This window comes from Streptomyces sp. RGM 3693 (genome assembly GCF_050471125.1).
GTDB lineage: Bacteria > Actinomycetota > Actinomycetes > Streptomycetales > Streptomycetaceae > Streptomyces.
The window spans coordinates 738,255-759,121 of sequence record NZ_JBMPPQ010000002.1 but is presented as its reverse complement, the minus strand read 5'-3'; the positions used below and the strand labels follow the sequence as shown (position 1 = coordinate 759,121).

At 70.8% G+C, this 20,867-nt stretch carries 22 protein-coding genes; 10 read left to right on the top strand and 12 right to left on the bottom strand.

Features of this window, described 5'->3' with window-relative positions; translation table 11 throughout:
* Window positions 1–24 precede the first annotated feature (24 nt).
* On the top strand, window positions 25–162 hold the full coding sequence (locus tag ACO0M4_RS20690) for a hypothetical protein (protein WP_158690127.1): 138 nt from the start codon (window positions 25–27) through the stop codon (window positions 160–162).
* Between the two features lie 12 nt (window positions 163–174).
* Window positions 175–486: a hypothetical protein gene (locus ACO0M4_RS20685; RefSeq protein ID WP_100604493.1), complete on the top strand. Its 312-nt coding sequence runs from the start codon at window positions 175–177 to the stop codon at window positions 484–486.
* A 192-nt stretch (window positions 487–678) separates the two neighbouring features.
* On the opposite strand, the gene ACO0M4_RS20680 is transcribed toward ACO0M4_RS20685, so the two are convergent.
* Together ACO0M4_RS20680 and ACO0M4_RS20675 are read right to left on the bottom strand one after the other, a co-directional pair.
* Window positions 679–2,622, bottom strand: a complete 1,944-nt coding sequence (locus ACO0M4_RS20680) for an AMP-dependent synthetase/ligase (protein WP_430372273.1) — start codon at window positions 2,620–2,622, stop codon at window positions 679–681.
* Window positions 2,623–3,126: 504 nt separating this feature from the next.
* Entirely contained in the window at window positions 3,127–3,813 is a 687-nt protein-coding gene (locus ACO0M4_RS20675; protein ID WP_430372271.1) for a TetR/AcrR family transcriptional regulator, read from the bottom strand.
* Between the two features lie 213 nt (window positions 3,814–4,026).
* On the opposite strand from ACO0M4_RS20675, the gene ACO0M4_RS20670 reads away from it, so the two are divergent.
* A complete protein-coding gene (locus tag ACO0M4_RS20670; protein WP_430373874.1) occupies window positions 4,027–4,944 on the top strand; it encodes an alpha/beta fold hydrolase in 918 nt (305 codons plus the stop codon).
* 97 nt (window positions 4,945–5,041) lie between these two features.
* On the opposite strand, the gene ACO0M4_RS20665 is transcribed toward ACO0M4_RS20670, so the two are convergent.
* The 5 genes from ACO0M4_RS20665 to ACO0M4_RS20645 form a co-directional block, all read right to left on the bottom strand.
* The gene (locus ACO0M4_RS20665; protein ID WP_430372270.1) at window positions 5,042–6,412 is read right to left on the bottom strand and encodes a dicarboxylate/amino acid:cation symporter; all 1,371 of its coding nucleotides are present in this window, start codon (window positions 6,410–6,412) and stop codon (window positions 5,042–5,044) included.
* Window positions 6,413–6,827: 415 nt separating this feature from the next.
* The gene (locus ACO0M4_RS20660; protein ID WP_430372269.1) at window positions 6,828–7,115 is read right to left on the bottom strand and encodes a DUF4229 domain-containing protein; all 288 of its coding nucleotides are present in this window, start codon (window positions 7,113–7,115) and stop codon (window positions 6,828–6,830) included.
* 96 nt (window positions 7,116–7,211) lie between these two features.
* Entirely contained in the window at window positions 7,212–7,736 is a 525-nt protein-coding gene (locus ACO0M4_RS20655) for an N-acetyltransferase family protein (RefSeq protein WP_430372268.1), read from the bottom strand.
* A 41-nt stretch (window positions 7,737–7,777) separates the two neighbouring features.
* On the bottom strand, window positions 7,778–8,941 hold the full coding sequence (gene mqnE / locus ACO0M4_RS20650) for an aminofutalosine synthase MqnE (protein WP_430373873.1): 1,164 nt from the start codon (window positions 8,939–8,941) through the stop codon (window positions 7,778–7,780).
* A gap of 178 nt (window positions 8,942–9,119) precedes the next feature.
* A complete protein-coding gene (locus tag ACO0M4_RS20645) occupies window positions 9,120–9,578 on the bottom strand; it encodes an Lrp/AsnC family transcriptional regulator (protein ID WP_430372267.1) in 459 nt (152 codons plus the stop codon).
* A gap of 89 nt (window positions 9,579–9,667) precedes the next feature.
* On the opposite strand from ACO0M4_RS20645, the gene ACO0M4_RS20640 reads away from it, so the two are divergent.
* The gene (locus ACO0M4_RS20640; protein WP_430373973.1) at window positions 9,668–9,838 is read left to right on the top strand and encodes a hypothetical protein; all 171 of its coding nucleotides are present in this window, start codon (window positions 9,668–9,670) and stop codon (window positions 9,836–9,838) included.
* Here ACO0M4_RS20640 and ACO0M4_RS20635 read toward each other — a convergent pair.
* Window positions 9,835–10,569 carry a UbiX family flavin prenyltransferase gene (locus tag ACO0M4_RS20635; RefSeq protein WP_430372265.1) on the bottom strand — a complete coding sequence of 245 codons (735 nt, stop codon included), beginning with the start codon at window positions 10,567–10,569 and terminating at the stop codon, window positions 9,835–9,837. The genes ACO0M4_RS20640 and ACO0M4_RS20635 overlap by 4 nt on opposite strands.
* A 110-nt stretch (window positions 10,570–10,679) precedes the next feature.
* Between ACO0M4_RS20635 and ACO0M4_RS20630 the strand changes: the two genes are divergently transcribed.
* The gene (locus ACO0M4_RS20630) at window positions 10,680–11,285 is read left to right on the top strand and encodes a rhomboid family intramembrane serine protease (RefSeq protein ID WP_430372264.1); all 606 of its coding nucleotides are present in this window, start codon (window positions 10,680–10,682) and stop codon (window positions 11,283–11,285) included.
* A 122-nt stretch (window positions 11,286–11,407) separates the two neighbouring features.
* On the top strand, window positions 11,408–11,989 hold the full coding sequence (locus ACO0M4_RS20625) for a DUF4870 domain-containing protein (RefSeq protein WP_430372263.1): 582 nt from the start codon (window positions 11,408–11,410) through the stop codon (window positions 11,987–11,989).
* Window positions 11,990–12,016: 27 nt separating this feature from the next.
* Here ACO0M4_RS20625 and mqnP read toward each other — a convergent pair whose 3' ends face one another.
* Window positions 12,017–12,937, bottom strand: a complete 921-nt coding sequence (gene mqnP, locus ACO0M4_RS20620; RefSeq protein ID WP_430372262.1) for a menaquinone biosynthesis prenyltransferase MqnP — start codon at window positions 12,935–12,937, stop codon at window positions 12,017–12,019.
* A complete protein-coding gene (locus ACO0M4_RS20615; RefSeq protein WP_430372261.1) occupies window positions 12,934–14,388 on the bottom strand; it encodes a menaquinone biosynthesis decarboxylase in 1,455 nt (484 codons plus the stop codon). The genes mqnP and ACO0M4_RS20615 overlap by 4 nt, the downstream gene beginning before the upstream one ends.
* An 87-nt stretch (window positions 14,389–14,475) precedes the next feature.
* Here ACO0M4_RS20615 and ACO0M4_RS20610 point away from each other — a divergent pair, with 87 nt between their 5' ends.
* The 4 genes from ACO0M4_RS20610 (at window position 14,476) to ACO0M4_RS20595 (ending at window position 17,795) form a co-directional block, all read left to right on the top strand.
* Entirely contained in the window at window positions 14,476–14,979 is a 504-nt protein-coding gene (locus ACO0M4_RS20610; RefSeq protein WP_430372260.1) for a PLD nuclease N-terminal domain-containing protein, read from the top strand.
* Window positions 14,980–15,047: 68 nt separating this feature from the next.
* A complete protein-coding gene (locus ACO0M4_RS20605) occupies window positions 15,048–15,611 on the top strand; it encodes a nucleoside deaminase (protein WP_430372259.1) in 564 nt (187 codons plus the stop codon).
* 209 nt (window positions 15,612–15,820) lie between these two features.
* A complete protein-coding gene (locus tag ACO0M4_RS20600) occupies window positions 15,821–16,093 on the top strand; it encodes a hypothetical protein (RefSeq protein WP_430372258.1) in 273 nt (90 codons plus the stop codon).
* A gap of 274 nt (window positions 16,094–16,367) precedes the next feature.
* Entirely contained in the window at window positions 16,368–17,795 is a 1,428-nt protein-coding gene (locus tag ACO0M4_RS20595; protein ID WP_430372257.1) for an alkaline phosphatase family protein, read from the top strand.
* Window positions 17,796–17,925: 130 nt separating this feature from the next.
* Here ACO0M4_RS20595 and ccsB read toward each other — a convergent pair whose 3' ends face one another.
* Window positions 17,926–19,011 carry a c-type cytochrome biogenesis protein CcsB gene (gene ccsB, locus ACO0M4_RS20590; RefSeq protein WP_430372256.1) on the bottom strand — a complete coding sequence of 362 codons (1,086 nt, stop codon included), beginning with the start codon at window positions 19,009–19,011 and terminating at the stop codon, window positions 17,926–17,928.
* Complete coding sequence (gene resB / locus ACO0M4_RS20585) at window positions 19,008–20,867, bottom strand: cytochrome c biogenesis protein ResB (RefSeq protein WP_430372255.1); 1,860 nt, start codon at window positions 20,865–20,867, stop codon at window positions 19,008–19,010. Before resB ends, ccsB begins: the two co-directional genes overlap by 4 nt.

The window sequence follows — 20,867 nt, the reverse complement described above, 5'->3', positions numbered from 1 at the left end:
ATGACAGGTCCTACCGTGGGCAGAATGAGCGAGAACATGCCCCCGCAGAAGCCCTGCCCGGACTGCGGTGGTGCGGGCACCGTCGAGTGGGAGACCCCCGGCGGCCACAAGGTCACCACGCAGTGCTCCGGCTGCGCCGGCACCGGAACCGTCCTGGCATAGGGGAGAGAGACCATGGCGGCCTTCAGCAGGAACGGCAAGCCGGTCGGCCTGGACGCCCAGTACGTCGGCAGGCTTCCGTGCGCGGTCTGTGGACTGCGGCCGATGAAGCTACCCGGCCGGGAGGGCGGCGTGTGCATTCCCTGCTACGCCGAGGAACGGGCGGCGGCCGGGCGGCGGGCCGCGTCGGCCGGTGCGTGGGTGGCCGCGAGCTTCGTCGGCGACCCGTGTCTGGCGTGCGGTTCGCGGTCGGTGGACGCCAACGGGTGGGCGTTCTGGTGCAACTCGTGCCAGATGCAGACGGCGGTGGCGTTGCCCCCGCGCTGAGGCCGGGAAGACGACGGGCTGCCGCCGGCCACGGGTTGGCGCGGGACCGTTCCGGGCGGAGGAGTCCGCGGCACGGCAGGAAGACCCCGTGCCACCTCCCCCACAGAGGTGACACGGGGTTCCAGTCTGACGCGCGGAGGGCCGTGGCTCCAGAGCCGGGCCACTCCCTTTCGTAAACCAGGCCACTCCCTTTCACTCCCTTTGGTAAAGCCGGGCTATTTCGTGGGCGAAGTCACGGGCGACGACGGCGCGACGGAGTTTGAGGGACGGGGTGAGGTGTCCGGTCTGTTCGGTGAACTCTGCCGGGAGGACGGTGAAGCGGCGGATGGACTCGGCGCGGGAGACCAGTTCGTTGGCGTCGTCGACGGCGTGCTGGAGGTCGGCGAGGAGGCGCTCGTCGTGGACGAGCTCGGTGAGCGGTACGTCGCGTTTCCTGGTCATTTGGCGCCAGTGGGAGAGGCCGTCGGGCTCCAGGGTGATCAGCGCGGTGACGTACGGGCGGTTGTCGCCGACGACCATGCACTGGCCCACCAGGGGGTGCGCGCGAAGGCGGTCCTCCAGGGGCGCGGGGGCGACGTTCTTGCCTCCGCTGGTCACGATGATCTCTTTCTTGCGGCCGGTGATGGTGAGGTAGCCGTCGGCGTCGAGGGCACCGAGGTCGCCGGTGGCCAGCCAACCGTCCTGGTCGGTGACCCGGTGGACGGCGCTGCGGGTGGCGTCCCAGTAGCCGGCGAAGACGTGGGCGCCGCGGAGGAGGACCTCGCCGTCGTCGGCGATGCGGACGGAGCTGCCGGGCAGCGGCCAGCCGACCGTGCCGATGCGCGGGCGGTGGGGTGGGGTGACGGTGGCCGCGGCGGTGGTCTCCGTCAGGCCGTAGCCCTCGAAGATCTCGATGCCGGCGCCGGAGTAGAAGGCGGCGAGGCGGTGGCCCAGCGGTGAGCCGCCGCAGATCGCGTAGCGGACCCTGCCCCCGAGGGCGGCGCGGATCCGGCGGTAGACGAGCGGGTCGTAGAGCTTGCGGGCGGCCTTGAGGGCGACGCCGGGGCCGGGGCCCGTCCCGTGTTCCTTGGCCTCGACGGCCTCCCCGTAGGCGCGGGCGATGCGGGCCGCGCGGTCGAAGGAGGCGGCCCGGCCCATCTTCTCGGCGGTGGCGCGGCCGGTGTTGAAGACCTTCTCCAGGACGTACGGGATGGCGAGGAGGAAGGTGGGCCGGAAGGCGGCGAGGTCGGCGAGGAGTTCGCCGGTCTGGATGCTGGCGGCGTGACCGAGGCGGACCCGGGCGCGCAGGCAGCCGATGGCGACCATGCGGCCGAAGACGTGCGAGAGGGGGAGGAAGAGGAGGGTGGCGGCGGGCTCCTCACTGACCGACGTGAAGACGGGGTGGAGGAGGGCGATGGCGTTGTCGACCTCGGCGAAGAAGTTGGCGTGGGTGAGGGCGCAGCCCTTGGGGTTGCCGGTGGTGCCGGAGGTGTAGACGAGGGTGGCCAGGACGTGCGGGGTGAGGGTGGCGCGGCGTTCGTCCACGACCTCGTCGGGAAGGTCCCGGCCGGCGTCGACGAGTTGGGCGATCGCGCCGGTGCTGAACTGCCAGAGGTGGTCGAGGGCGGGGAGTCGGCCGCGGATCTGGCTGATCAGGCGGGCCTCGTCGACGGTCTCGACGACGCAGGCGCGGGCCGTCGAGTCGTGCAGGATCCACTGCGCCTGATGGGCGGAGGAGGTCGGGTAGAGGGGGACGGTGACCAGGCCGGCGGCCCAGGCGGCGAAGTCGACGAGGGTCCACTCGTAGGACGTCCGGGCCATGATCGCGAGCCGGTCGCCCGGGCGGAGGCCGTGCGCGATCAGGCCCTTGGCGACGGCACGGACCTCTGCGGCGAACTCGGCGGCGGTGAGGTCGTGCCAGGCGCCGTTGGGCTGCTTGCGGGAGAGGACGGTGGTGTGCGGGGCCTCGGCGGCGTTGGTGAAGGGGATGTCGCCGAGCGAGCCGGTGCGGACGGGTGGGGCGAGTGGGGGGACGGAGACCTCGCGGACGGTGCCGTCGAGCAACGTCTTGTGGGGGGAGGTGAGTTGGGGGGCGGGAGTGGGGGCGGGCGCGGCCGGGCCGGGTGGGGGTGGGGATGCACTGTCCTGGTTGAACACGAGCGGCTCCTCGGTGTTGCGCGCTGGTGTTGCGGGGTGCGGGGGTGAGTGGGGGTGGGGATGCGGTAGGGGTGGTGGGTGGGGTGTTTGTGGCCGCCCCACGAGTGCGGCTGCCCCACGTATGCGGCTGTCCCGCCGGGGTCGCCTACGGGGGTGCCCTCCGCCTACGGCTGGTGGGTGGAGGCCGGAGGAACCGCCGCGGAACCCGTCCTCGGTGCCGGTCGGCCACGCGGGCGCGTCCCGCGGTGGGCGCGGCCGGGTGCGGGTGGCCCACCTGAGCGGCAGCGGAACGCGGCGGATGCGGCAAGGCACCGGCCCCTTTCGGCACTGACCCGAAGGTAACCTTACTGCGCGGTAAATTTACGCCCAGTGCCCACGCCTAGCCAATGCCCTTGCAGGGCATTCGTCTGCGGCCGCGGGACGGCGACACACCCCGCCCCCGCCCGGCAAGGGGCGGACGGGTGGCGGGCGGTGGGCGGCGGGCGTCGAGCGCCGTCGGCCCCGTCAGGCCGGGGTCCAGCGCTCGCCGCGCATGAGGCGGCCGAGGCCAGCCCAGGCGAAGTTCATCAGTGCGCCGGCGGCCTCCTTGGCCGTTGGCCGTTCGCCTTCGCCTTCGCTGGGGAGCCCGAGGGGCGAAGTGCCGTCGGCAGTGGGGGCGTTGGCCCACTCGGCGAGCGATTCGGCGGCGCCGACGAGGGCGTGGGCCAGGCCCGCCACCTCGCGGTCGGCCAGTTCGCCGGCGCAGCCCGCCTCCTTCGCGGCGGCCGCGATCAGACCGGTGACGAACCGGACGATCTCCGCCCGCATCGCGGCCACTTCGACCGCGAACGGCTCCCCCTGGGTGCGCGCCTGCTGGTGCAGCACCGCCCAGCCGTCGGGGTGTTCGGCGGTGTGGGCAAAGAAGCCGGTCAGACCGCTCCAGAGTTGGCGGTCGGCGGCGGCGTCCGGCTCCACGGCCGCGGTCACGGCCGCCACCAGGGCCGCGGACTCGCGCCGGATGACCGCGCTGAAGAGGTCTTCCTTGGAGTTGAGGTAGAGGTAGACCAGGGGCTTGGAGACGCCGGCGAGTTCGGCGATCTCGTCCATGGAGGCCGCCCGGTACCCGCGCCGCGCGAACGTCCGCACCGCGGCGTCCATCATCTGCCGCTCCCGGACCGCCCGCGGCACCCGCTTGCTCTTGGCAGCTCCCACCCTGAAGACCCTCCATCATCCCGCCCCTTTGCGGCATTTACCGCAAAGTAAGTTTACGATCTTCGCCCTCCCCGCCCGGCCGCTTGACATGGTGTGAGTCATAGCGAGACGATACGGTTCGTTTCGTTGATCGGTGTCGACATTTCGGGAGGTCTGCGCATGTCACAGCGCATGTCACAGCGCGGGTCGGTGGGTGGGTCGGTGGGTGCGTCGATGGGTGGTGGGGCGGTGGGCGCGTCGACGGTTGAGGAGCGTTTCATCGAGGCCGCGCCGGGTGTCCGGCTGTGGACCGAGCAGCGGGGGCCGGTCGGCGCGCCCCCGTTGTTGCTGGTCATGGGCGCGCAGGCCACCGGTGTCGGCTGGCCGGAGCCGCTGGTGGACGCGTTGGCCGCGCACCACCGGGTGATCCGTTACGACCACCGGGACACCGGCCGCTCCACCTGGTCGTTCGAGGACCGGCCGTACCGGATCGCCGACCTCGCGGCCGATGTGATCGCCATGCTGGACGGGCTCGGCGTCGACCGGGCGCATCTCGTCGGGCTGTCGCTGGGCGGCATGCTGACCCAGATGGTCCTCGCCGACCACCCGGACCGGCTGCTCAGCGCCACCCTGATGGGCACCTGCGCGCTCAGCACCGTCCCGTACACCCGGCCCGACGGCTCCACCGTCCCGGTGGACGAGCTGCCGGGCATCGCGCCGGAGGTGCTGGAGATGTGGGCCCGGCCCGTCGCGGACCACGGCGAAGAGGCCGAGATCGAGCGCCGGATCGCGCACTGGCGGGTGCTCGCCGGCGGGCTGCTGCCGTTCGACGCGGCGTACTACCGCGATCTGGAGCGCCGGGTCATCGCGCACACCGGGCACTCTCGCGTGGGCACCGCCCATGGGCGCGCGGACGACGGCGGGATGCTCCGCACCGCGGAGTTGGCGCGGAACGCGGTGCCGACGTTGGTGGTCTGTGCGCCGGCCGAGCCGGTGTTCCCACCGCCGCATCCGCAGCACCTCGCGCAGGCGATCAAGGGCGCGGAGCTGGTGGAGGTCCCGGGGATGGGGCATGCGCTGCCGCCGGCGGTCCACCGGCCGCTGGTGGAGGCGATCCTGGCGCACACCGGGGCGGCGCCGGTCGCGCGCTGAAGCCGTGCGCCCGCTGCGCACGACAGCGCCCCCGCGGCCTCGTACGGGCCGCGGGGGCGTTGCGCGTGCTCCGGGGGGCGGGCCCCGGTGGGTGGTGTCAGGCCGCGGCCGTGGCCGGCTCGCGCTCGGCGACGGGCTCGGCAGCGGGCTCGGCGGCGGCGGTGCCACCGATGCGGATGCTGGTGGCGCGGGCGTAGGCGTCGCGGTCCAGGATGTTCTCCCGGGCGGAGACCAGGATCGGGATGACGGACTGACCGGCCACGTTGGTGGCGGTCCGCATCATGTCCAGGATCGGGTCGATGGCCATGAGCAGGCCGACGCCCTCCAGGGGGAGGCCCAGCGTGGAGAGGGTCAGGGTCAGCATGACCGTGGCGCCGGTGAGGCCGGCGGTGGCGGCGGAGCCGATGACCGAGACGAAGGCGATCAGGACGTAGTCGGCGATGCTCAGGTGGACGTTGAAGATCTGCGCGATGAAGATCGCGGCGATCGCCGGGTAGATCGAGGCGCAGCCGTCCATCTTGGTCGTCGAGCCGAACGGCACTGCGAAGGAGGCGTACTCCTTCGGCACGCCGAGGCGCTCGGTGACCTTCTGGGTGACCGGCATGGTGCCGACCGAGGAGCGGGAGACGAAGGCCAGCTGGATGGCGGGCCAGGCACCGCGGAAGAACTGGAGCGGGTTGACCTTGGCGACGGTCGAGAGCAGCAGCGGGTAGACGACGAAGAGGACCAGCGCGCAACCGACGTAGATGTCGACGGTGAAGGTCGCGTACTTGCCGATCAGGTTCCAGCCGTAGGTGGCGATGGCGTGGCCGATGAGGCCGACGGTGCCGATCGGGGCCAGGCGGATGACCCACCACAGGGCCTTCTGGAGCAGTTCCAGGACGGAGCGGCTGAGCTTGAGGACCGGTTCGGCCTTGTCGCCGAGCTGGAGCGCGGCGATACCGGCGACGGCCGCGATGAAGACGATCTGCAGGACGTTGAGCTCGGTGAACGGCGTGATGACGTCGGTCGGGACGATGCCGGTCAGGAAGTCGATCCAGGAGCCGGTGTGCTGGGGGAGCTTGCCGTCCTTGGGGGTCAGGCCGGTGCCCGCGCCGGGGTGCGTCAGCAGGCCGATGGCCAGGCCGATCGCCACCGCGATGAGCGAGGTGACCATGAACCACAGCAGGGTGCGGGTGGCCAGTCGCGCGGCGTTGTTGACCTGCCGCAGGTTGGTGATCGAGACCAGGATCGCGAAGAAGACCAGGGGGGCGACGGCCAGCTTCAGCAGCTGGACGAAGAGGTCGCCGATGTGCTCCAGGGTGGAGCCGAGCCAACCGATGTCACCGCTCTTGGCGACCCAGCCGAGCAGCACGCCGAGGACGAGGCCGGCAAGGATCTGCACCCAGAACGGGATCTTGGGTATTCGGGAGGTCTTCGGGGTCTGGGGCGCCTCGGCGGGCGCGGGGGTCTGGGCAGACGTGGACAACGGACACACTCCGGGAACGGGAAAGGCGTGGGACGCGGGGCGTCGGGAACGGCATGACGTGGCGCCAGGAGGTCCGTACGTACAAGCAGGATCTCCGGCCGCTGGGGGGACATGTCAGCGGCGGCAACAGGCCGCGGACATACAGCGGCAAAGATCGACGTGCAGGCGCACCACGAGCGGGACGCTCATGGGATTCGAGGGCGCAGCTGCGGTCTTCATGGCAAGTACGTTAACACTTGAACTTTGAGGAACCCAAAGAAAATCTTTGGGTCGGGATGAGGCTGGGCGGGGCAACGCAAAACGGCGCCCGGTGCGCGGAGTTGGGACTCCGCGCACCGGGCGCCGGACGGGGGTGGGGAACGGGCGACGCGTCGACGTGACGCGTCTTACAGCCCGGAGGGGCGAGGGGTCGGGCCTACAGCCCGTCCTCCATGCTCTGGTTGGCCGCGAGGCGCTCCTTCTGGCGGTCCACCTTGGCCACGATCTGCTCGGACATCGCGTCCCGCTGCTTGCGCAGCAGCACGAAGCTGAGCGGTGCGGAGATCACGATGGCGAGGAGGAGCAGCCAGATCATGTTGGAGCTGCCGACGCCGAGCGGAATGATCCGGAAGTACCCCAGCACCCACACCACGGCAAAGCTGACGGCGAACAGGCCGATGCGAAGGGCGGTGTAGCGGAGCGTCGCGAACTTGGGGCTACTCACGGTCGGGACCTTCTTCTCAACGGCAACCGAAAGGGTCTCCGTCCAGTCAAGCACAGGACGCTGGGCGATCTTCCGGGCCCCCGGCCCGAGGACGCTTCAGGCCAGATCCAGCCACATCGTGACGTCGTCGCGGAAGTCGCCGTCGCCGAGCTTGATCGCGCGGGGGGCGCGGCCGATCTCCTGGTAGCCGCAGGCTTCGTAGAAGCGGCGCAGGCCGGTGCCGCCGCGGCAGGTGAGGCGCAGGCCGATGATGCCGTCGATGCCGCGGGCGGCGTCGGCAACCGCGGCCATCAGGGCGCGGCCGACGCCCTGGCCCTGGCGGGCGGGGTGGACCATGACGGTGTAGACCCACAGCCAGTGGGTGGACATCCAGTGCCAGTTGAAGGTGAGGAACGCGGTGGCGACGACCCGGCCGCCGTCGTCCCGGCCGATGAGCAACCGCTCGCGGTTCACGGCCATCGCCGCGAGGTGGCGGACGAGGCCGGGGCGGATGTCCTCGGGGGCCACGGGCGGGACGTAACCGACCGCGCCGCCCGCGTTGGCGACCTCCGCCCACAACGCGCAGATCCCGTCGCGGACCTCCGGGGTGACGGCAGGGTCCAGCTCGAAGCGCACGCTCATGCAGCGGACCCTACCGGGGCCCGTGGGGCCGGAGGACGGCGTCAGACCCGCATCGGCTGCGGGGACTCACGGCGCTCCGGGTCGGGGCCGGGGTACTCGCGGATGGTCTCGTAGCGGGTGTTGCGCTCGACGGGACGGAAGCCGGCGTCGCGGATCAGGTCCAGCAGGTCGTCGCGGGTGAGCTTGTTCGGCGTGCCGTAGTTGTCCGCGTCGTGCGTGATCTTGTACTCGACGACCGAGCCGTCCATGTCGTCCGCGCCGTGCTGGAGGGCGAGCTGGGCGGTCTGGACGCCGTGCATCACCCAGAAGACCTTGACGTGCGGGACGTTGTCGAAGAGGAGCCGGGAGACCGCGAAGGTCTTCAGGGCCTCGGCGCCGCTGGCCATCGTGGTCCGGGCCTGGAGCTTGTTGCGGACCTTGCCGTCCTGCATGTCCACGAAGTCGTGCTGGTACCGCAGCGGGATGAAGACCTGGAAGCCCCCGGTCTCGTCCTGGAGTTCACGCAGCCGCAGGACGTGGTCGACGCGGTGGCGGGGCTCTTCGACGTGCCCGTAGAGCATGGTGCAGGGGGTCTTGAGGCCCTTTTCGTGGGCGAGGCGGTGGATCCGCGACCAGTCTTCCCAGTGGGTGCGGTGGTCGACGATGTGCTGCCGGACCTCCCAGTCGAAGATCTCGGCGCCGCCGCCGGTCAGCGACTCCAGGCCGGCGTCGATCAGCTCGTCGAGGATCTCGGAGGCGGACAGGCCGGAGATGGTCTCGAAGTGGTGGATCTCGGTGGCGGTGAACGCCTTGAGGGAGACGTTCGGCAGCGCCTTCTTCAACTCCCGCAGCGAGCGCGGGTAGTAGCGCCACGGCAGGGTCGGGTGCAGGCCGTTGACGATGTGCAGCTCGGTGAGGTTGTCGTTCTCCATCGCCTTGGCGAGGCGGACGGCCTCCTCGATGCGCATGGTGTACGCGTCCTTCTCGCCCGGCTTGCGCTGGAACGAGCAGTACGCGCAGGACGCGGTGCACACGTTCGTCATGTTGAGGTGGCGGTTGACGTTGAAGTGGACGGCGTCGCCGTTCTTCCGGGTCCGCACCTCATGGGCGAGGCCGCCCAGCCAGGCCAGGTCGTCGGACTCGTAGAGGGCGATTCCGTCCTCGCGGGTCAGCCGTTCGCCGGCGTGGACCTTCGCCTCCAGCTCGCGCTTGAGGCCGGCATCCATCGACGCAGCCATCGGGTCGCCTCCCACCATCTCTGTCTGTCACCGGCCGTTTCACGTGAAACGCTGGCCGTTTCGTGCGAAAAACGGGCTTCGCCGAGCCTACTCCCCCGGTTCCGCGGCGGGCGGAGGCCCCTTGGCAGTGGCCCGGGCCTCCGTCCGCCGTCGGTGCGCACCCGGCTCAGTCGACCTCTTCGGGGAGTTCGCCCACGCGGTTCTCCCACTTGGTGGAGAGCACGATCGTGGTCCGCGTACGGGAGACGCCCCTGGTGCCGGACAGCCGCCGGATGGTGCGCTCCAGCCCGTCGACGTCGCCGACCCGGACCTTGAGCATGTAGGAGTCGTCACCGGCGATGAACCAGCAGTCCTCGATCTCTTCGAGGTCCTTGAGCCGGCGGGCGACGTCCTCGTGGTCGGCGGCGTCCGACAGGGAGATGCCGACCAGGGCCGTGACGCCGAGTCCGAGCGAGGCGGCGTTGACCGTCGCGCGGTAGCCGGTGATCACCCCGGCCGCTTCGAGGCGGTTGATCCGGTCCGTGACGCTGGGGCCGGAGAGGCCGACGAGCCGGCCGAGCTCCGCGTAAGAGGCCCTGCCGTTCTCGCGGAGTGCCTGAATGAGCTGCCTATCCACCGCGTCCATGCCCTCAAGCCTTCCAATCTTTCCGCTTTTCTGCGTTCTGTATGTAGAATCTAAGGCATACAGGGTCCGAGCCCTGTGATTCATTTAGAATGATCAAGAACGATCTTTCAACAGGAGTTGTCACCGTGTACTCGATCGAGATGGCCTACGCCCGCATGCGTGAGCTGCAGGACCAGGCCAATCGTTCTCGTGCCGCCCAGCTGCCCGCGACCCCGCGGGCGCGGCGCCGCCTGGGCCGCGCCGCCGCCAAGAAGCGCTAACGAGCCTTCGGGGCCTCCCCCTTGGAGCCGCCCCCCAGCTCCCCTTCCCACCGCCGGTACAGCCCGTGCGGCACCTGCGCCGCATCGAGCACCCGGCCCGCGACGAAGTCCACCAGATCCTGGATGTGCGTCGCACCCGCGTAGAACGCCGGCGAGGCGGGCAGCACCACAGCGCCCGCCTCGTCCAGCGCTACCAGCTGCTTCAGCGTCGGCCCGTTCAGCGGCGTCTCCCGCAGCGCGACGACCAACGGCCGCCGCTCCTTGAGCGTCACGCTCGCCACCCGCTGCAACAGGTCCTTCGACAGCCCCAGCGCCACGCCGGCCACACACGCCGTGCTCGCCGGGACGATCAACATCCCCTTCGCCGGATACGAACCCGACGACGGCCCCGCCGCCAGGTCCCCGGCCGGCCAGTGCCGGACCCCCGCCAGCGCCTCCTCGGTCACCCGGAAGGCGTCCGGCTTGCCGTCCGCGCCGCGCTCCAGCCACTCCCGCAGGTCGCTGCGCCAGTGCGCGTCCCGGAAGGCGATCCCGGTCTCGTCCATCAGGGTCAGCCGCGACGCCCGGCTGACGACGAGGTCCACCGCCTCCCCGGCCGTGAGCAACCCGCGCAGCACGGATGCGGCATACGGCGTCCCGGACGCACCGGAGATCCCGACGACCCACGGCCGGCGGCCCGGATCCTGCTGACCGGTGGCGTTCTTGCTGGTGTTGTTGTGCGGCGGCTCCACGGATCGAGCCTATCCGGCGGAACCACCGGGGCCGTCACGACCGTTACTACCTATGCGCCGGTACGACGCCGGGGAGCCGACCGGACACGCCGACGACGAGGGGGCGGACGATGACACCGCGCACCGCACGGGCCAGGCCCGCGCTCCTGCTGATGCTGGGCTGGGTCGCGCTGCTGTGGGTCCTGGAGGGCATCGACACCCTCAGCGGCAACGCCCTCGACACCTTCGGCATCCAGCCCCGCGATCCGGCCGAGCTGGTCGACGTGGTGCCCGCCGCCTTCCTCCACTTCGGCTTCGGCCATCTGGCGGCCAACACCCTCCCGCTGCTGGTGCTCGGCTTCGTCGCCGCGCTGCGCAGCGGGATCCGCCGGTTCCTCGCCGCGGTCCTGCTGATCATCCTCGTCAGCGGCCTGGGCGTGTGGCTGACCGCCGCACCACACAGCAACACCGCGGGCGCCTCCGGGGTGGTCTTCGGGCTCTTCGGCTATCTCGCGGTCCGCGGCTTCATCGAGCGCAAGCCGCTGGACATCGGGATCGGGGTGGGCGTCGCCCTCGTCTACGGCTCGATCCTGTGGGGCGCACTGCCCACCACCAGCGGGATCAGCTGGCAGGGCCATCTGTTCGGCCTGATCGGCGGGGTACTGGCGGCGTTCGTCCTGCGCGAGCGTGGGCGGACGGTGCGGGCGGCCGACGCCGTTGTCAGACCCGTCCCGTAATCTCGACACACGAGGCTCGAAGCGGTCGTCGGGCGGGTGCCGGCACCCGCCGCACGGCCCGGCGGAGCACCGCACGCGGGGGCGCGGCGGGACAACGACACAGTGATTCGGGGGAATACACGATGTCCGACCACCACCAGCCGGGATACGGCCCGTCGGGCTGGCAGCAGCCCACCCCTCCGCCCGCCGGCTACGGCTACGGCTATCCGAGCGCGCCCGGCTACGGCTACCCCACCGGCCCCGGCTACGGCGCCCAGCCCCCCACGCCCTCGACGACCCCGGCGATGTGGGCCCACCTCGGTGCGCTGCTGACCATCACCGCGGGCTCGATGCTCTGCGGTCTGGGCGGCTTCCTCGGCTGGATCGCCCCGCTGTCGATCCGCAGCAACGCCCGCCACAAGCACGACCCGTACGTCCGGCACCACGCCACCCAGGCGCTGAATCTCGGCATCACCCAGGCCATCGTCGCGACGCTCGGCCTGATCCTCTACTTCGGCAGCGCGATCGTCTTCGCCGCGGCCGACGACAGCGGACGGGCCGACGCCCCGCCGGGGCTGGCCGTTCCGCTGGTGACGGTCATGGTGGTCATGGCGGCCTACGCGATATCCGGCATGGTCTGCGCCCTCATCGGCACCCTCAAGGCGACCAAGGGCGAGCTGTGGAGCTACCCGCGGCTGATCGCCTGGCCGCTCAGCAAGGGCTGACCGGCCGGGCGTCAGGGCGTCAGGGCGTCAGGGCGTCAGGCCGCGAACGAACAGGTCGAGCAGCGCGCAGACGAACAGCGCGATCCCGATGAAGCTGTTGACCTGGAAGAACGCCCGGTTGAGCCGAGAGGTGTCGTGCGGGCGCACGATCGCGTGCTCGTAGCAGAAGGCCACCGCCACGATCACCAGCCCGATCCAGAAGAAGATCCCGGCGCCGATGGCGACGCCGTACCACGCCAGCAGCGCGGTGGTGACGACGTGGCACCAGCGGGCGCCCCAGAGCGCGCCCGGCACACCGAAGCGGGCCGGTACGGACATCACGCCGTTGTCGCGGTCCGCCTCGACGTCCTGGCAGGCGTAGATCAGGTCGAAGCCGCCGATCCAGATGCCGACCGCGAGACCGAGGATCACCGACTCCCAGGACCACTCGCCGGTGATCGCGATCCAGGCACCGACCGGGGCCATCGCCTGGGCCAGGCCGAGGATCGCGTGCGGGAAGTTGGTGAAGCGCTTCCCGTAGGGATAGACCACCATCGGGACCACGGCGACCGGCGCCAGCGCCAGGCACAGCGGGTTGAGCAGCGCGGCCGCGCCCAGGAAGACCACCACGGCGACCAGCGCGCCGGTCCAGGCGGACCGGACCGACACCACGCCGGTGACCAGCTCGCGCCCGGCCGTCCGCGGGTTACGGGCGTCGATCTCCCGGTCGATGATGCGGTTGACGGCCATCGCGAAGGTGCGCAGGCCGACCATGGCGACGGTGACGAGCAGCAGCCGGGCCCAGTGGACGTTCTTGTCCAGCTGGTGCATCGCGGTGAAGGCCGCGATGTAGGCGAAGGGCAGGGCGAAGACCGAGTGCTCGATGACGACGAGGCGGAGGAACGCCCGTACCTTGCTGTCCGGTTGCGCGGGCCCCGGCCCGCCGATGACTCCTTCTACCGCGCTCACAGCCCGTACTCCTTCCAGCGGCGGTCGACCAGCGCGGCCGTCCGCGGGTCCGACTCGACCATGTCCGGCCAGCCGCCGTCGCGGGTGTAGCCCTCCTCGGGCCACTTCTTCGTGGCGTCGATGCCCGCCTTGCCGCCCCAGAACTGCTGGTAGGAGGCGTGGTCGAGGTGGTCGACGGGGCCTTCGACGACGGTCAGGTCGCGGGCGTAGTCGGTGTTGCCCAGCGCCCGCCAGGAGACCTCGTGGAGGTCGTGCACATCGCAGTCCGCGTCGACGACCACGATCAGCTTGGTCAGCGACATCATGTGGGCGCCCCAGATGGCGTGCATGACCTTCTGGGCGTGCTTGGGGTACTTCTTGTCGATCGAGACGATCGCGCAGTTGTGGAAGCCGCCGGACTCGGGGAGGTGGTAGTCCACGATGTCCGGGACGATGATCTTGAGGAGCGGGAGGAAGAACCGCTCGGTGGCCCGGCCCAGCGGCCCGTCCTCGGTCGGCGGGCGGCCCACGACGATCGACTGGAGCAGCGGGCGCTTCCGCATCGTCACGCAGTCGATCTTCAGCGCCGGGAAGGGCTCCTGCGGCGTGTAGAAGCCGGTGTGGTCGCCGAACGGGCCCTCCGGCAGCATCTCGCCGGGCTCCAGCCAGCCCTCGATGACGACCTCGGCGTGCGCCGGAACCTGGAGCGGGACGGTCTTGCAGTCCACCATCTCGATCCGCTTGCCCTGGAGGAAGCCGGCGAAGAGGTACTCATCGATGTCGCCGGGGAGCGGCGCGGTCGAGGCGTAGGTCACCGCCGGCGGGCAGCCGAAGGCGATGGCGACCGGCAGCTTCTCACCGCGCTTGGCGGCGACCTGGTAGTGGTTGCGACTGTCCTTGTGGATCTGCCAGTGCATCCCGATGGTGCGCTTGTCGTGGCGCTGGAGGCGGTAGAGGCCGAGGTTGCGGACGCCGGTCTCGGGGTGCTTGGTGTGGGTCAGACCGAGGTTGAAGAAGGAGCCGCCGTCCTTCGGCCAGGTGAACAGCGCCGGCAGCTTCTCCAGGTCGACGTCGTCGCCGGTGAGCACGACCTCCTGGACGGGCGCCTCGCCCTTGACCTTCTTCGGCGGGACGTGCGTCATGTTCGCGAGCTTGCCGAACGCCTCGCGGACGCCGACGAAGCCGTGCGGGAGTTCGGGCTTGAGCAGCCCGCCGATCTTCCCGCTGATCTCCTCGTACGCCGTGAGGCCGAGGGCCTTCAGGAGCCGGCGGTCGGTGCCGTAGACGTTCATGGCCAGCGGCATCGACGAGCCCTTGACGTTCTCGAAGAGCAGCGCCGGCCCGCCGGCCTTCTGCACCCGGTCCACGATCTCGCCGACCTCCAGATACGGGTCGACCTCGGCCTTGATGCGCGTCAGGTCGCCCTCGCGCTCCAGGGCCCGCAGCAGGGAGCGAAGATCGTCGTAAGCCATGCGCTCCAGTATCCGGTACGCACTACCCTGTACGGGTCACGGGGCCCCGCCGAGGGCCCGCTCGCGCGTACAGGGGGACCGTCCGCAATGCTCAGGTATCTGCCGTTCCTCCTGGTGCTGGCGCTGTGGATCTACGCGTTCATCGACTGCCTCAACACCCCTGAGTCGCAGGTCCGCGGCCTGCCCAAGGTGGTGTGGGTGCTGATCATCCTGCTGTTCGGCGAGGTGCTGATCGGGCCGATCGCCTGGCTGGTGGCCGGGAAGCAGCGGCAGCGGGTCGCGGGCGGCGGCGGCAGCACGCCCGCCGAGTGGCACCGCAACCACAGCACCCCGTGGGTGGCACCGGACGACAACCCCGAGTTCCTGCGGTCCCTGCGCGAGGAGAACAAGAAGGACGAGGCGCTGCTGAAGGACTGGGAGGCCGATCTGCGGCGCCGCGAGGAGGAGCTGCGGCGCAAGGAGTCCGGGGCCGCCGAGGGCGGGACCGGCACGGGCGGCGCGAGCAGCTCCGACGGCAACGACCCGACGAGCGGGAAGAGCGACCGCAAGGGCCCCGAGGACACCCCGCCCGCCCCGCCCACCGCGCACTGAGCGTCCCTCACGGCCGTCCGGCCCAGCCCGCGTTGCCGCGGCCCGGCCGGGCGGGGAGAGTGACCGGCATGGACGAGGCACCGGATCAGGACCGGACGCCGGAGTGGGGGCGGGACCGCGACGCCGCCCGCCGCTACGGCCGCGTCGACGGTCACGACGACCCGTGCGGGCACCCCGACCACCTCCAGGAGCAGGCCCGGGCCATGCTCGCCACGGCGGTCGCCGAGGCACGGGCGGGGCTGGCCGAGGGCGGCATCCCCGTCGGGGCGGCGCTGTACGGCCCGGACGGCGCACTGCTGGGGCGCGGCCGCAACCGCCGCGTCCAGGACGGCGATCCGTCGCTGCACGCCGAGGTCGCGGCGTTCCGGGCGGCCGGGCGGCAGCGCGGCTACCGCGGCACGACGCTGGTCACCACGCTCTCGCCGTGCTGGTTGTGCAGCGGGTTGGTCCGGCAGTTCGGCATCTCCCGGGTCGTCATCGGCGAGGCCCGGACGTTCCACGGCGGCCACGACTGGCTGGCCCGGCACGGCGTGCGGATCGTGCTGCTGGACGATCCCGGGTGCGCGGCGATGATGCGGGACTTCATCGGGGCGCGGCCGGAGCTGTGGCAAGAGGACATCGGCGGCGTATGAGGCCGGTCCGGCGCCCGGCCGGCGGCCCGCCCGGCCCGCCGGTGACCGGTAACCCGGTGGCCCGCGGCGTACGGGCTCGGCAGGATGAGCCGGCATGAGCACCGGCACCACCACCGCCCACGAGCCGTCCTGCCGCATCCGGGCGCTGCACACCGCGGCTCACCGTCTACCTGGCGGACCGGTCGCTCGACGGCGGCCCGCCGTGGATGATGGCCGCCTTCAGGGGCGCGGACCTGGCCAACTACGGCGAGTACCAAAGCGATGAGAAGGCCAGCGAGAGCACGGTCGGGTTCAGTTCCGCCATGGAAGTGACGTACCGGTTGAGCCCGCCGGACGACCAGAAGCTCTGGAAGGTCACGCTCCTCCTGGTGCTGGCGCCCAAGGGGCCGATGGTGTTGGAGGTGCAGGGACCCGGCAATCAGGGGCCCGCCCTCCAGGCGTACCAGCGCGACAAATCCACCATGCTGCAGGTGCGCCCCTGACACCGGCCGCCGGCGCTGCCCGGCACACGGGGGAACTCCGGGCGTAAGCGGCGTGTCCCCGTCAATCGCCACAAAGGCGTAGCCGGGGTGGTGCAGGAGCTGTCGGGCGCTGCCTCACGTGACGTATGGGGCGTAGGGTCGCTCGGCCAACTCTGGTCTGTTCATGGCCATTTGACACAGCGTTCAGCAACCTCCCCCTGCCCGGGAAACTGCGCCACCGCCACAGTCGGGACGGCCCACCGAAGGCTTCCGCGACTCAGGGAGAGTGGCACATATGCCGAATATGACCCGACGCAGACTCCTCGGCTCGGCGGCCGGGGCGATCGGTGGCACCGCTGCGCTGTCGTTGCTGCCGCCCAGCATCCAGAAGGCCGTCGCGGCCGGCCCGCCGCGACACGGCTCGCTGCGCGACATCGAGCACGTCGTCCTGCTGATGCAGGAGAACCGTTCTTTCGATCACTACTTCGGCACCCTGCGCGGCGTCCGCGGCTTCAACGACCCGGACGCGCTCACCCTCTCCACCGGCCGGTCCGTCTTCTACCAGCCGGACCCGGAGAACCCCGACGGCTACCTGCTGCCGTTCCGCCTCGACACCCACACCTCCAGCGCCCAGGCCATCCCCTCCACCAGTCACGCCTGGTCGGTCCAGCACGAGGCGTGGAACGGCGGCAAGATGGACCGCTGGCTGCCCGCGCACCGCAAGGCCGACGGGGTCAACGGCCCGTACGTGATGGGCTACCACAGCCGCGAGGACGTCCCCTTCCAGTTCGCCCTCGCCGAGGCGTTCACCCTCTGCGACAACTACTTCTGCTCGGTCTTCGGGCCCACCTGGCCCAACCGGCTGTACTGGATGACCGGCACCCTCGACCCGGGCGGCACCCGCGGCGGCCCGGTCCTCAACAACACCGCGCCCAAGCCGTACGGCTGGACGACGTACGCGGAGCGGCTTCAGGCGGCCGGCATCAGCTGGAAGGTGTACCAGGAGGAGGACGACTACGGCTGCAACCTGCTGGAGCAGTTCCAGCCGTTCCGGGACGCCAAGCCGGGCAGCGCGCTGTACGAGAAGGGGGTGCGGCCGGGGCCGGCGGATGCCTTCGAGGAGGACGCCCGCAACGACCGGCTGCCGGCGGTCTCCTGGATCATCCCCACCAGCTACCAGTCGGAGCACCCGGACTACCTGCCGGCCGCCGGCGCGGACTTCGTGGCCAAGAAGATCGAGGCGATCGCCTCGAACCCCAAGGTGTGGGCCAAGACCGCCTTCATCCTGAACTACGACGAGAACGACGGCCTCTTCGACCACGTGCCGCCGCCGGTGCCGCCCGCGGGGACCAAGGACGAGTTCGTCGGCGGCCTGCCGATCGGGGCCGGGTTCCGGGTCCCCTGCCTGATCGTCTCTCCCTGGACGGTGGGCGGCTGGGCGGCCGGCGACGCCTTCGACCACACCTCGGTGCTGCAGTTCCTGGAGCGGTTCACGGGCGTGACGGAGCCCAACATCAGCGACTGGCGGCGGTCCACGTTCGGCGATCTGACCTCGGCGTTCGGCTTCCGTTCGGCGGCGCACCACCCGCCGCGGCTGCCGCGGGACACCGCCGAGAAGCTGGCCGAGGCCCAGTGGGAGGTGGCGCACCTGCCCAAGCCGACGCTGCCCGGGGCGGACCAGAAGCCGCCGCGGCAGGAGCACGGTCGGCGCAAGCGGCGCTGAGGTCGGGCGGCGGCTCCCGTAGGAGCGGCGCGGAACGCTCCCGTACACACGACGGTGCCGCACGGACCGGCCTCCTTGCGGGCGAGGCCGGGTCCGTACGGCACCGGAGTGTGGCGGGTCGGGCGGGGCTTCAGACGCCGGCGTAGGAGTGCAGGCCGGTGATGAAGATGTTCACGCCGAAGTAGTTGAAGAGGTAGCAGGCGAAGGCGATCAGGCCCAGCCAGGCTGCCTTGCGACCCTTCCAGCCGACGGTGGCACGGGCGTGCAGGTAGCAGGCGTAGGCGACCCAGGTGATGAAGGTCCAGACCTCCTTGGGGTCCCAGCCCCAGTAGCGGCCCCAGGCGGCCTCGGCCCAGATGGCGCCCGCGATGATGGTGAACGTCCACAGCGGGAAGACGGTGGCGTTGACCCGGTAGGCGAACTTGTCGAGCGAGGCCGCCGAGGGCAGCCGCTCCAGGACCGAGGTGGCGAAGGCGCCGGGCTGCGGGCCGTCCGGGTTGGCGAGCTTGGTCTCGTAACGGTCGCGGAAGAGGAAGAGCAGGGTGGCGACCGCGCCGAGGTAGAGCACCGCGCCGGAGAGGATCGCGCACGAGACGTGGATCCACAGCCAGTACGAGTGCAGCGCCGGCACCAGCTGGTCGCTGGCGGTGTACAGGACGCTGACGGCCAGGCCCAGGGTGAGCAGGACGGTGGTGACCAGCGGCAGACCGATCCAGCGGACGTTCTTCTTCAGGACCAGCAGGACCAGGTAGGCACCCACCGCGACCCCGGCGAAGGTCGTGGAGAACTCGTACATGTTGCCCCAGGGGGCACGCTGCACGGACAGCGCGCGGGTGACGATGCCGGCGACGTGCAGCGCCCAGGCCAGCACGCTCAACGAGATCGCGATCCGGCCGTAGAGGTCGCCCTTCTCGGTGCCGCCGTGCGCGCCGGGGCCGTCGGGGACGTCCCGACTGCCGGTCACGGACCGGGTGACGACGTTGGGGCGCTCCAGGACGGCGGTGCCGCCCTTCTGCGCGCTCTGGACGGGAGCCGCGGCCGAGGCGGCGACCTGGGTGGTCAGGGCGGCGGCGGTCCGGCCGACCTTACTGCGGCTGCCGAACACCCACTCGGCCATGTGGGCGACGAAGGCGAGGGTGTAGATGGCCATCGCCGAATAGACCAGCACATTGCTGTTGTGAGCCAGTGTCTCGTTGGCTGCGGCAGCGAGATTCACGCGCGCGCTCCTTCGGAGGGGTCAGCAGGATCGGCAGAGTCGGTCGGCTCCGTCGGGTCTTCGGCGGACGGGGCGGAGTCGTCCGGCTCGTCCGGGGAGGGCGCGGCGGCGAGCGGCGCGCTCGGGGTCAGCTCGGCCGCGAGGGCGGCGAGTTCCTCCGCCACCCGGGCCGATTCGCTGCGGCCGAGGCCGGCCATCTCGACGACGGTGGGGCCGTTCTCGCCGTTCGCACCGTTCGCAACGTTCGCATCAGATCGCTCCGCGCGGACCCAGACCCGTCGCCGCTGGATGAACAGCGAGCCGGCGAGGCCGAGCAGCGCGCAGACCGCACCGGTCAGGGCGAGGCCGTTGCCGGGCTGGTGGGTGATCTTGAAACTGGCCCAGGTCTTGATGCCGTCGAAGGTGATGGAGCCCTGGTCGCCCGGGAGCTTCATCGTGGACTCGGCGTCGATCTCCTGGGGCGTCAGCTTGGCGCCGGTGTGGCCGAGCATCTGTGTCGCCCGGTCCTTGGGCAGCAGCATCTTCTTGAAGATGTCGCCGCTGGCGTCCTTGTACTGCTTCAGCCGCTTGGTGTCGAGTTGGTAGACGTTCTGCGGCAGGCCGGAGTCCAGGCCGAGGTCGCCGTGCCAGGCGTTCACCGACAGGACGGGGAAGTCCGGGGCGGGGAACTGGGAGAACATCGACCCGGAGTTCTTGCCGCCGAAGGTTGGGACGAACAGCGCCTGGAAGCCGAGCTGGTTGCGCTCGCCGTCCTTGGTCTGCGCGCCCGGGACCTTCACCACGCCGGAGGAGGTGAAGTTCTTGGGGTCCTGCGGGAGGAACGGCACCGCACCGTGGTAGACGACCTTGCCGCGGCCGTCCTTGACGGTGACGACCGGCGCGTAGCCGTGGGAGAGCAGGTAGACCTTGTTGCCGGCGATGTCGAGCGGGGTGTTCACCTCGATCGACTTCTTGTGCTGGGTGCCGTCCGCGCCGGTGAAGTAGGTGATGTTGGCGCGGAAGGTGCGGGGGGTGCCCTTCTGCGGGCCGGTCCGCTCGTAGGTCGCGTCGAACGAGTCCATGGTGAAGCCGAACGGCTCCATGGTGTCGGTGTCGAAGAACGGGCCGGAGGAGAAGTCGTCGTACTGGGTGAGGCTGTTGGAGAAGCCGTCGCCTTCGGTGATCAGCTTGCCGCCCTCGGACTTCCACAGGCCGCCGACGGCGAACGCCACCAGCATCACGATCAGCGCGACGTGGAAGAGGAGGTTGCCGGCCTCGCGCAGATAGCCCTTCTCGGAGGCGACCGCGGTGCCCACCCGGCGGACCCGGAAGCGCCGCTTCTTGAGCATCCGCTCGGCGGCGGCGAGGACCTCCTCGGGCGCCGCCTCGGTGTGCCAGGTGGTGTACGCGGGCAGCCGGGTGAGCCGGCGGGGGGCGGCCGGGGGGCGGCCGCGGAGCTGGCCGATGAACTGCCAGGCGCGCGGCACGATGCAGCCGATCAACGAGATGAACAGCAGCAGGTAGATCGCCGAGAACCAGACCGAGCTGTAGACGTGGAACATCCCCAGCTTGTCGTAGACCTCGCCGAGGGTTTCGTGCTTGGCCTTGAACGCGTCGACCTTGACCGGGTCGATGCTGGTCTGCGGGATCAGCGAGCCGGGGATCGCGCCGATGGACAGCAGGAACAGCAGCAGCAGCGCCACCCGCATGGAGGTCAGTTGGCGCCAGAACCAGCGCACCCAGCCGGTCGGGCCGAGTGAGGGGAGGGAGACGTCCTCTTTGGGGGCGGTGGAGAGCTGGGATCCGGCGATGCCGAGATCACCGCCCTGGTCGGCGGTGGCGCCCGGCTCGTCCGTGGTGTCGGTCTTGGTGGACAT

Coding starts and splice junctions, on each gene's coding strand:
- mqnE (WP_430373873.1), bottom strand. CDS start 8,941: ATGGATGCCGGCCTCAAGCGCGAGCTGGAGGCGAAGGTCCACGCCGGC.
- ACO0M4_RS20630 (WP_430372264.1), top strand. CDS start 10,680: ATGACACCGCGCACCGCACGGGCCAGGCCCGCGCTCCTGCTGATGCTG.
- resB (WP_430372255.1), bottom strand. CDS start 20,867: ATGTCCACCAAGACCGACACCACGGACGAGCCGGGCGCCACCGCCGAC.
- ACO0M4_RS20625 (WP_430372263.1), top strand. CDS start 11,408: ATGTCCGACCACCACCAGCCGGGATACGGCCCGTCGGGCTGGCAGCAG.
- ACO0M4_RS20595 (WP_430372257.1), top strand. CDS start 16,368: ATGCCGAATATGACCCGACGCAGACTCCTCGGCTCGGCGGCCGGGGCG.
- ACO0M4_RS20685 (WP_100604493.1), top strand. CDS start 175: ATGGCGGCCTTCAGCAGGAACGGCAAGCCGGTCGGCCTGGACGCCCAG.
- ACO0M4_RS20600 (WP_430372258.1), top strand. CDS start 15,821: ATGGCCGCCTTCAGGGGCGCGGACCTGGCCAACTACGGCGAGTACCAA.
- ACO0M4_RS20605 (WP_430372259.1), top strand. CDS start 15,048: ATGGACGAGGCACCGGATCAGGACCGGACGCCGGAGTGGGGGCGGGAC.
- ACO0M4_RS20655 (WP_430372268.1), bottom strand. CDS start 7,736: ATGAGCGTGCGCTTCGAGCTGGACCCTGCCGTCACCCCGGAGGTCCGC.
- ACO0M4_RS20640 (WP_430373973.1), top strand. CDS start 9,668: ATGATCAAGAACGATCTTTCAACAGGAGTTGTCACCGTGTACTCGATC.
- ACO0M4_RS20670 (WP_430373874.1), top strand. CDS start 4,027: ATGGGTGGTGGGGCGGTGGGCGCGTCGACGGTTGAGGAGCGTTTCATC.
- ACO0M4_RS20610 (WP_430372260.1), top strand. CDS start 14,476: ATGCTCAGGTATCTGCCGTTCCTCCTGGTGCTGGCGCTGTGGATCTAC.
- ACO0M4_RS20690 (WP_158690127.1), top strand. CDS start 25: ATGAGCGAGAACATGCCCCCGCAGAAGCCCTGCCCGGACTGCGGTGGT.
- ACO0M4_RS20615 (WP_430372261.1), bottom strand. CDS start 14,388: ATGGCTTACGACGATCTTCGCTCCCTGCTGCGGGCCCTGGAGCGCGAG.
- ACO0M4_RS20645 (WP_430372267.1), bottom strand. CDS start 9,578: ATGGACGCGGTGGATAGGCAGCTCATTCAGGCACTCCGCGAGAACGGC.